The 9,800-nt window shown below is 58.9% G+C and carries 8 protein-coding genes and 2 pseudogenes; 6 read left to right on the top strand and 4 right to left on the bottom strand.

The window, feature by feature from the left end:
- Both WCA85_RS13070 and WCA85_RS13065 read right to left on the bottom strand, forming a co-directional pair.
- A partial coding sequence (locus WCA85_RS13070) for a hypothetical protein (RefSeq protein ID WP_424064454.1) occupies window positions 1–428 on the bottom strand: 428 nt, incomplete at its 3' end.
- Between the two features lie 363 nt (window positions 429–791).
- Complete coding sequence (locus WCA85_RS13065) at window positions 792–1,847, bottom strand: HoxN/HupN/NixA family nickel/cobalt transporter (protein ID WP_424064452.1); 1,056 nt, start codon at window positions 1,845–1,847, stop codon at window positions 792–794.
- Between the two features lie 521 nt (window positions 1,848–2,368).
- Here WCA85_RS13065 and WCA85_RS13060 point away from each other — a divergent pair.
- The 4 genes from WCA85_RS13060 (at window position 2,369) to WCA85_RS13045 (ending at window position 6,738) form a co-directional block, all read left to right on the top strand.
- The gene (locus tag WCA85_RS13060; protein ID WP_424064451.1) at window positions 2,369–3,244 is read left to right on the top strand and encodes a patatin-like phospholipase family protein; all 876 of its coding nucleotides are present in this window, start codon (window positions 2,369–2,371) and stop codon (window positions 3,242–3,244) included.
- A 601-nt stretch (window positions 3,245–3,845) separates the two neighbouring features.
- Window positions 3,846–4,667, top strand: coding sequence for an ATP-binding cassette domain-containing protein (locus WCA85_RS13055; protein WP_424064449.1), 822 nt, complete (start codon window positions 3,846–3,848; stop codon window positions 4,665–4,667).
- Window positions 4,664–5,704 carry an ABC transporter permease gene (locus tag WCA85_RS13050; RefSeq protein WP_424064447.1) on the top strand — a complete coding sequence of 347 codons (1,041 nt, stop codon included), beginning with the start codon at window positions 4,664–4,666 and terminating at the stop codon, window positions 5,702–5,704. Before WCA85_RS13055 ends, WCA85_RS13050 begins: the two co-directional genes overlap by 4 nt.
- Before the next feature lie 29 nt (window positions 5,705–5,733).
- On the top strand, window positions 5,734–6,738 hold the full coding sequence (locus WCA85_RS13045; protein ID WP_424064445.1) for a substrate-binding domain-containing protein: 1,005 nt from the start codon (window positions 5,734–5,736) through the stop codon (window positions 6,736–6,738).
- Between the two features lie 349 nt (window positions 6,739–7,087).
- On the opposite strand, the pseudogene WCA85_RS13040 reads toward WCA85_RS13045, so the two are convergent.
- Window positions 7,088–7,228: pseudogene (locus WCA85_RS13040) on the bottom strand (hydrogenase nickel incorporation protein HypB); the annotation flags it as partial.
- On the opposite strand from WCA85_RS13040, the pseudogene WCA85_RS13035 reads away from it, so the two are divergent.
- Window positions 7,229–7,384 (top strand): annotated as a pseudogene (locus WCA85_RS13035) (IS30 family transposase); the annotation flags it as partial.
- 100 nt (window positions 7,385–7,484) lie between these two features.
- Window positions 7,485–8,642, top strand: a complete 1,158-nt coding sequence (locus WCA85_RS13030; RefSeq protein WP_424064444.1) for a permease — start codon at window positions 7,485–7,487, stop codon at window positions 8,640–8,642.
- 898 nt (window positions 8,643–9,540) lie between these two features.
- On the opposite strand, the gene WCA85_RS13025 is transcribed toward WCA85_RS13030, so the two are convergent.
- The coding region (locus tag WCA85_RS13025; RefSeq protein WP_424064442.1) for an MFS transporter at window positions 9,541–9,800 on the bottom strand (260 nt) is incomplete at its 5' end.

Below are 9,800 nucleotides of genomic sequence, written 5' to 3'. Positions count from 1 at the left end.
GCGCCGACCACGGCCAGCGCGCGCGGCGCGAGCCGGTCGAGCCACTGCGGAATCGTGATCGGGTCGCCGGTGTCGGGATCGGTGCCCAAGGCCGCCCAATAACCTTCGCGATTAATGCGCTCGTTGGGAATCGAGCCTTCCATGACCAGCACAAAGTTGTCCAACTCGCCGCGCGCGGCCTGATGGAACGGTTTTAGAAACTCGTCGCCGTTTTCATACGCCAGGACGGGATTGTGCAAATGGACCTTCGGCAAGCCGGGAATCGCGCCGAGAATCACGTCTTCGATGCTCGGCTGGCTTGCCGCGGTAATCGATACCGAATCGCCGTCGCAGCCGAGGCCGGCGGTAATCCAGATAATGTGTACTTCCTTGAGGGCCGGCGCGTGCTGAGTCTTGCGCCCATAGGGGACGTTGTCTGCTTCTGCCATCATGTGCCTCCACTGCGATCCGCGTTCTTTTTACAGACAAAGATACGTGGCGAGTGCCGCACGGCAGTCACGTGTCCAGCAATCGATCGGTAACACTACCGCGTGGGGAGACGGCTAAAGGATCGGATTTGCTGCATGTTTGAGATCGAATGGTGCCCACCGTGATGGGCCCGAAAAACTTTTTTGAGTATAGTTCAGCGCTACGAAATAACCCAGTTTACGTAACTAACGCACGAACCTCGTATAAGGCGATACGCGTCTTCAGCGTGCCCGCTTCTGTTCTCTGACCTATTCTCTGACGATAGCCCTTAAGGGTTTATGCGTTCGGGTTTATGCGCGCATATTCACGCCAATGAAACGCGCTCACGAATGAATCTTCAGTTCCTCGAAACGCTTCCATTTGTAAACCGCTACGGACAATAGCCAGCCTGCGAGGAATAATCCGATGATCGCGTATCCGACCAGGCCGAAATTGTCGTTGAGCACGCCCACCATCACCCAGAAGTCGCCGCTTGGATGCAGTTGATCGGCCAGCAATCCGAGGCCTTCGATACCGCCAACCACCAACGCCACCAGCACCGAAATCGTAGTGATCGTGATGTTGTAGTAGAGCTTGCGCACCGGCTTCAAGAAGGCCCAGCCGTAGGCGCCGAGCATCATGATGCCGTCGGTGGTGTCGACCAGCGTCATGCCCGCCGTGAACAGCACCGGAAACACGAGGATCGACCAGATCGGCATGCCTTGCGCGGCACCTGCTGCAGAAATGCCGAGCACGCCAATCTCCGTTGCGGTATCGAAGCCGAGTCCGAACAGGAAGCCTAGCGGGTACATATGCCAGCTTCGCGTGATGAGCCGAAAAAGCGGCCGAAAGATGCGCGACAGAAAACCTCGATCGGCCAGCAGCATATCCAGATCCTCTTCGACATAAGGCTCGCCGCGGCGCACGCGGCGAAACACGCGCAATACCGAGCGCAGCACCAGAAGGTTCAGGAGCGCGATCGCAAACAGAAAGAAAGTCGACACGAGCGTGCCGATCACCGCGCCGGTTTCCTTCAAACCGTTCATCCGGCTTTGCAACGCCAGCGCCGTCGCGGCAATGCCGAGCGTGGCCAGAATAACAATGGTGGAATGCCCGAGCGAGAACATCAGCCCCACCGTCACCGGTCGCTGGCCGGACTGCATCAGCTTGCGTGTGACGTTGTCGATGGCAGCAATGTGGTCCGCGTCCACGGCGTGTCGCAGGCCGAACGAGTATGCCAGCAGGCAGGAGCCTAGCAGCAGAGGATAGCCGCGAAACGCCAGCAAAGCGGCGGCCCAGGCCGCGAGATTGAAGGCCAGGAGAAATGCGTAGACCCACGCGATCTGCCGGCGCTGACGGCCGCCTGCCCCGCCAGCGAGTGTCTTTACGAGCTCCGTCATGGTCTTCTCCCAGGCGCGGCGGACGGCTGCGTTGCCTAGCCTGACGCTTCACGCGTGATTCGATCATAGACCTTTTCATGCGCTGCGCCGCCGCTCAATGGATGATGCAGCGCATCACCGCTTCAGGCTAACTCGCATTGAACGCGTGGTCGCTATCGGGCAATGTTCACTCTCGCTTATCCGACAAGGTCAGTGCTCGCATGCCGCTTCGTTTGGAAATGGACTTCGCAAATAGGCAAGCTGGTTTGTGAAATGGAACGTGCCAATTGCCAAGGAGAAGACATGGCGCCAAATCCGCGTCTGATCTTACCGACGTTTGGTGTATGCCTTGAAAGGGGCATACCATGCAGACTGGACTGCACTAGCTGATCGAAGGACAAAGACATCGCGGCGGTGAATTGCTCAGGCTGCGTTGGATGCGCTACATACGCGCTCGGACGCCGCGACCTCAGCATGCGAGGGCCGGTGCGACTTGCAGCAGCACCTGGTGTTGAGCCGCAGGCAGACGTTTGGAAACAGCCATGAACTCCCACCCTTCGGGTTTGACCGCATTTGTTTTCGCTGGCGGTGGCAGCCTCGGTGCGATCGAGGTTGGCATGCTGCGCGAACTGCTCGACCGCGGTGAGCATCCGGACTGCCTGGTGGGCGCCTCCGCGGGCGCGATAAACGCAGCGTATTTCGCCGGACGACCAGACGGCAATGGCGTTGCAATGCTCGAAGCGCTCTGGTGCAAGATCCGGCGGCAGGACATCATGCCGCTTTCGATGCTTGGGCTGCTCGCGATGATTCTGAGCAGTCGTCCGCACCTCGTTGAGGCGAACGCGTTGCGCCGGTTGCTGGAGACGCATCTGTCGTATGAGCGGATCGAGCAGGCGACCTTGCCGCTTCACATCGTTGCGACCGATATGCTTTCCGGCGACGAAATCGTTCTTTCTGCCGGTCCTGTGGTGAACGCCGTGCAGGCGAGCGCAGCGATACCCGGGGTGTTTCCGCCGGTGCGTATTGACGGCGTGGATCTCGTCGATGGCGGCGTCGCCAACAACACGCCGATCTCGGTGGCGGTCGCGCTCGGTGCGACGCGTATCGTCGTGTTGCCGGCCGGCTTCGCGTGTGCGTTGCATGCGCCGCCACGTAGCGCGATCGCGCAGGCGATGCATGCGTTGACGCTCATCATCGCGCGTCAGCTCGTGCGCGACCTGGAGTTTTATTCGACGCGTGCGCAGATCTATGTCGTTCCACCGTTGTGTCCACTCGATGTCTCACCTTACGACTATACGCAGTGCGCCCAACTGATTGAACGGGCCGCGCAGAAGACGCGTGCATGGCTTAGTGATGGTGGCCTCGAACGCGCGTTGATTCCTGGTGCACTGCGCGAGCATGTGCATGCCGCGCGTTAGCAGCGCCAAGCAAACGCCGACGGGCCGCCTTGTGCCACTGGCGCTGCCAGCACTGCGCGTTGACGTCACCTATTGTCAGCACACAAATGAGCCTGAACTCAGACTTCTTATGAGCAGGGGCCTGTAACCTGCTGGTACCGCCGCTGAACAGTGGGTCAAAGCAGGCCGTTAATCGGTCAAATACCTTTACTGCTTTCGATACCTTGCTTTCGATACCTTGCTTTCGCCTTCCCACAGGTTTCGAATGGTCGAAAAGCGCCGCGGTGACAACTCCCGCGGTGCAACGGCCGCTCGCCGATTCTCGTGGCGAGAATGCTTGTTGCATCGCGTCAACGGTGCAAATAACGGTTCGATTGGTGTCGACGAGTCGTCATCAATAACCGGTGCTCCGATCCCTTAGGTTCCGTAGTTCAGGTGCCTCGGAATTTCCCGATGAAACAAGCGGTCTCGTCAGGCGATTCTTGAACTAGACTCTAAGTCTTGCTAAATTTCAAAGGCACTTCCAATGTAAGTTGATGCGGCGATCGATAAGTGAAAGGAAAGGTCTTATGGCTATCGTCGTACACAACATCACTGTGGGCCATTCGAGCTGGAGCGTAGCGTGACGGCGAGCGACGCAGCGGCCGTTACGGGCGCCTGGCGGCATATCGTGCGCGCGCAGAGCATCAGCCTGTCCTACGGCAAGATACGCGCGCTTTCCGACATCGATCTCGCCATAGGGCGCAACGAAATCGTCGGCCTGATCGGTGATAACGGCGCGGGTAAATCGACGCTCATCAAGGTGCTGACCGGTGTTGTGCGGCCGAGCACTGGCAAGATGTTCATCCGGGACGAGGAGGTCGACTGGAGCCGCTTTTCCGTGCGCGAGGCGCACCGACTGCGCTTCGAGACGGTATATCAGGAGAAATCGCTGGGCGAGAAGCAGCCGCTGTGGCGTAATTTTTTTGTCGGCCGGCAGATCACCAACCGGTTCGGCTTTATCAATGTTGCCGAAGAACGGCGCATTGCCAACGATATTTTGAAGCAGCAGCTCGGTTTCCGCGGCGTGGGGATCGACGCGAATTCGTTGATTGAGAAACTCTCCGGTGGCGAGCGCCAAGGCATCGCGATCGGACGGGCGATGTATTTCGACAGCGATCTGATCATTCTCGACGAGCCAACGGTGGCACTTGCCATCAGCGAGGTGCGCAAGGTTCTCGACTTTGTGCGCTCGATTAAGGAGTCCGGCCGCGCTTGCATCTACATCGAACATAACCTCGCCCATGTGCACGAGCTTGCCGATCGACTGGTCGTGCTCGATCGTGGCCGGATCGTCGCGGATATCAAGTCAGGGGAGATGAGCCTTGAGGAGCTCACCCGGTTTCTGATTTCGCTGCAGCAGAGCGGACACGGGCCGGTGCCGGCTGTGGGGACAAGGACGTGAGTGATCCGGTAAAAGAAAAACAGCCGGCGCGGTTAGTGTCTTTTCGCCTGCCGGGTTTTGCTCGTGTGGAGGGATTGCCGAGCGTGGTCGTGTTCGCGCTGGTGGTCGGCCTCTTCATGGCAACCGCCCCGCGCGTCTTCTTGGGCTGGCCAATCTACTTCTCCTTCCTGACCACCGTGCCGCCGATGGCGGTGTTGGCGATCGGGCTGACTCTGGTAATTGCAGCGGGGGAGATCGATCTCTCTTTCCCCTCGGTGATGGCATTCTCGGGCTTTCTGTTCGCCTGGTGCGTGAACACTACCGGATCAGCGTGGCTAGCCATTATCGCGGCGCTGGCTGGTGGCGCGCTGGTCGGCGTGGTGAACGGGGTGCTGGTCGCGGTGGTCGGTGTGCCGTCAATCATCGTGACAATTGGCACGCAGTTCCTCTGGGCCGGTGTTGCTTCGATCCTTTCCGGCGGGCTCTCCAATGCGCTGCAGCAGCTCGCCAGCGGTTCAGCCTATGCAGTATTCGCGGGCACGCTGTTCGATGTGATCCCGATGCAAGCGCTCTGGGCGCTCGGGCTCGCGATATTCATGTGGTTCATCCTCAATCGCCACCGTTTTGGCGAGCACGTGCTGTTCATCGGAGACAACCGCAACGTGGCGAAGGTCGTGGGCATCAATGTGCTGCGTGAGACGGTGAAATTGTTCACGCTGATGGGTGTGCTGGCCGGTTTCGCGACGGTTCTGCTCACGCTCGAGAATCTGAACTATTTCTCGACCCAAGGGCAAGGCTACCTGCTGCCGGCGCTGGCCGGCGTGTTCATCGGCGGAACCTCGGTGTTTGGTGGCACGGCGACGATCGTGGGTACTTTCTTCGGCACTTTTGTGATTGGCATGCTGGAGGCCGGAATCGTTGCGACAGGTATCGCCGGCTTCTGGGTACAGGCGATCGAAGGTGTGGTGTTCATCGTCGCCGTCATCCTGCATCTGTTGGTCGAGAATCCCGCCAGGCTGCGCATGTTGCGCGAAAAATTCAGGTTTGGAGGGAGATAGAGCCGTTAAATCAGGAGATAGGAGCAGAAATGAGCAAGATCATGACGGGATTCCTCCTCGGGGCGAGCGTGCTTACGTTCAGCCTCGCGCCGACAGCCGGTGCCACGGAGCCAACCACGGCGGGGCAGCTCGGCGCCGGTATGACGATGTATATGCAGATGGGTGGAAACCCCGGCGATGGCGCGACGCTGCCACGTCAGACCGGGGCTGCGGACGCGGGGCATGCCTTCGGCATCAAGGTGATCGAGCAGTTCTCGGCCTGGAGCCCGGAGACGATGCTTACCCAGTTTCGCCAGGCGATGGCGGCGCATCCAACATGTATTGGCATCATGGGCCATCCGGGCGATCCAGCCTTCGCACCACTGATCAAGCAGGCGGAAGACCAGGGCATCATCGTGACCGTCGGCAACACGCCGCTACCCGATAACCAGAAGCTTTACGACGAGAAGGGGTTCGGCTATGCCGGCGTCGAACTCTACGTGGGCGGGCAGATCACCGCTCAGGCCATGCTCAACGCCGGGCTCAAGAAGGGCGACGAGGCGCTCGAATACGGAGTCTTCAACGAGAGTGTGCGCAGCCAGTCTGACCGTGGCCTTGCCGAGACGCTGGAAAAGGCCGGCGTGAAGGTGACCCGGCTTAATATCTCACCTCAGGTGGACGCCGATTCATCGCTCGCCGTGCCGATCCTGGTCGCCTTTATCCAGGCGCACCCTGATCTGAAGGCGATTGGCACGCAGCACGGTGGCGTGACCGGGTTCATTCCGCAGGCGCTTCAGCAGGCTGGCAAGAAGCCGGGGCAAATCATCGTGGGCGGCATCGATCTGGCGCCCGCCACGATTGCCGGGCTGCAGAGCAAATACCTCACCGCGACGCTCGACCAGCAACTTTATCTGCAGGGCTTTCTGCCGGTCACGCAGTGCGTGCTCTCGGCTGCTTATCACTTCGCGGGACTGACCATCAACACCGGTGCAGGCGTGCAGACACCCGCGACGATCGACTCGCTCATTCCGCTGATCAAGCGCGGGATCCGCTAAGGATGATTCCGCTTTCTCATCGAACGTTTTCTCGGTTCGATGAGAAGCGATCGCTCGCTCCGAGGTCGAGTCGGAATGATTCCCGGAGCCATGTGCGCCAGGGCTTCGGTGCCAAAATTGTGGCGATCACACGGTGGACCAGGTGCGCCTGGCCTACGCTGCAAACGCTGACCGTGAAAAGGAATTTCGATTTCTTCCTTACGTTATCTTGCGTGATGTACCTGATAAGCTCACAGCGCCGCTGTTTTTCGTGGAAGCGGTATCTGCCCAATCCCGATCTACTGCTTGGTCCATGCTACGCTGGTTCGCAACCAACCGTACCATGCTTCCATGCCCTCGCCACTTTGCACAGAGACCACGCCCGAAACATATGCCGATACTTGATCGGCTTGTCCTCGCCTTCAGTCATCGACAGAATCAATACTTTGGCCGCCTCACCGAGGTCGAATAGCGCCGGACACACCAGGTTGCCGACGTTTTCGATCAACACCGAGTGATGCCAGGCTGCCACTGGGAAGGCGACTTCATCAAAGGAGCGAACAACGCCTCTTGCGTCGGCATACTGTTCGAACGCACCAAACGCCTGGTGCTACTCGCACCGATGCAAGATGCAACTGCCGCCTCGGCACTTGCAGGCTTCTCTGCCGGGAACGGGTCATGCTTTCTTTTAATTCGAAGGAGTCGATCAACGAGGAGCCAGGCGGCGCCTCCACACCTTCAGTTATCGTCAACTCTGGGACAGATCCATGGCTATCGGCAGCGCCATCGGCAAGGCTTTATGGATGAGCTTCATGATGCTCTGGCAGATGTTTTGGGGTTTGAGCCTAGGTTTTCTATTTTCGGCTGTTGTTGAGGTCGTTGTGTCGAAAGATGAAATGTCGGCATTACTGCCCGACGCAGGACCGCGCTCGCTTATGCGGGCTGGCGTATTCGGCGCCGCCTCATCCTCCTGTTCCTATGCAGCCGTGGCCATGGCCCGCTCGATCGTGCGCAAGGGTGGTAGTTTCATTGCAGCAATGGCGTTCCAGTTTGCCGCCACGAATCTTGTCCTCGAACTCGGTGTCTTGCTTTGGGTAATGATCGCCTGGCAGTTCGCGGCGGCCGAGTTCATCGGTGGGCCGGTGATGATCCTGCTTGTCGCACTGGCATTCCGATTTATCATCGGCGCCCCACTCATCAGGACAGCAACTAACCAGGCGATAAAAGGCGTGGCTGGCAGCATGGAAGGACATGCTGCCATGTCCACCGAAAAGCAGAACGGAACATGGCGTGAACGTCTGTGTTCAAGAGACGGCTGGATATCAATCAGCCACTCATACATCATGAACTGGTCGATGCTCTGGCGTGACATCGGAATCGGTGTACTCGTCGCAGGCGCGCTAGGCGCGTGGGTACCGGACAGTTTCTGGAAAATGTTCTTCTTCATAAGCCACCCCGCCGTCGCCATGATCTGGGGCGCGTTCGTCGGACCGCTAATCGCCATTGCATCATTCACATGTTCAGTGGGCAACGTTCCCCTGGCTGCCGTGTTGTGGAGAGGCGGGATCAGCTTCGGCGGCGTCGCGTCATTCATCTACGGCGATCTCATCATTCTTCCGATCCTGAATATCTACCGGAAATATTATGGTCGACGGATGACCGCTGTGATGCTCCTGACGTTTTACTCGTCGATGGTGATCGCCTCTCTTGCCGTCGAAGCGCTCTTCCAACTGTCTGGCTGGACACCCCATAATAGGGATATCGCGGCAGTGGGCTCCCGAATTTCGTTTAACTACACTACCGTCCTCGATATCGTGTTCGTTACCTTGTTCGTTGTGATGTTTGCTGCCTTCTTCAAAACCGGCGGCCCAGAGATGATGCGGATGATGCAGCATGCCGACAACAAGCAACACTCCGGGGCGTGAGGGGGCGATGACAGCACGCGGCAGGCGCATTGATAAAGACAGAACGACATTTATGACACGGCCACGCCCGGGGAAGATATCTCTGATTCAGCGGTGCGCAATGTCATGCGCGCCCGTTCTGACCGCATTATTCACACTGACGGCACACGCTCAACCCGCGGCTGACGTTCAGGCCGCTGCTAGCTTTGCCCGTTTCGCCGGCGCGTTCTGCGGCGCGACCCCAAAAGGTATTGAGGACTACAAGGAAGCGCTGCGAAAAACGCAGCCGTCATCGCCGGGTTTCGAAAGCGCCTGGAACCTGGGATGGGCAAACGCACTCGACCACATTATCGAATACCGGGATCTACGTCTTACCGCGCCGAAGGATTTTGCCGGCCGGATAAGAGATGACTGCAGCCTCGTACGATGGGAAGCACCGAACGCTGCGCAGCTATGCATGACAAAGCCCGCATCATCCGTCAATGGGTCGTGTCGATAACGGTCGCTCAACGGTATGGGTATCGATAGCAACGGTCCAGCAACACGCCTTGACTTCTTGTTGACGACAACCCGGACCTGAAATGTGCGTCAGGCTGCTCCCCTGGCCGACGCACGACGTTGACTGCCCGCAGCTTCATAGCGCGGGCTTTTTTTGGGCGGTCGCCCACGCAACATCGCGCGACTGCCATTGCGTTCGGCGACGAGTCTGGTGGGTCCACGGCGTTCGATCAATGCTACGCGAAAATTAGCCTTGGGCACGGACGGCGATGAGCGATCGGCGTTGCGCAATCTTCGAACGGCGTATGACGGAACATGCCGTCGTTCTCGAACCCGTACCCTCCGGACGCAGGACGGCCTCAATCCCGGCATCGTTCGCTTCAGAGACTACGGGCCGGTGCTGTACGCCAACAGCTGAGGTCTATTGAGTCGTCCTGCGTTGGGGCGACCTCATCTTCGCGGCAACCACCAACCAGCACAGCGCCAGCCCCGAACACGCGAAAAAAACCGCACTTTGCCCGGCGATCTTGAGCAACCAGCCGCCTGCTATTCCCCCCAGCGCAAGACCGATGGACTGCGTGGTGTTGTAGACACCGGTGGCCGCGCCTTTGCGCGAACCCGGCGCCAGTTTCGACACCAGCGAAGGCTGCGAGGCCTCAAGAATATTGAAGCCCAGAAAGT

It is taken from the genome of Paraburkholderia sp. (genome assembly GCF_049581445.1).
Taxonomy (GTDB): Bacteria; Pseudomonadota; Gammaproteobacteria; order Burkholderiales; family Burkholderiaceae; genus Paraburkholderia.
Note: the sequence above shows the minus strand (reverse complement) of the source record. Positions and strands in the feature narration are given on the sequence as shown.

What these genes read in the sequence shown, in the direction of transcription:
- WCA85_RS13065 (WP_424064452.1), bottom strand. Translation starts at nt 1,847, where the DNA reads ATGACGGAGCTCGTAAAGACACTCGCTGGCGGGGCAGGCGGCCGTCAG.
- WCA85_RS13060 (WP_424064451.1), top strand. Translation starts at nt 2,369, where the DNA reads ATGAACTCCCACCCTTCGGGTTTGACCGCATTTGTTTTCGCTGGCGGT.
- WCA85_RS13045 (WP_424064445.1), top strand. Translation starts at nt 5,734, where the DNA reads ATGAGCAAGATCATGACGGGATTCCTCCTCGGGGCGAGCGTGCTTACG.
- WCA85_RS13030 (WP_424064444.1), top strand. Translation starts at nt 7,485, where the DNA reads ATGGCTATCGGCAGCGCCATCGGCAAGGCTTTATGGATGAGCTTCATG.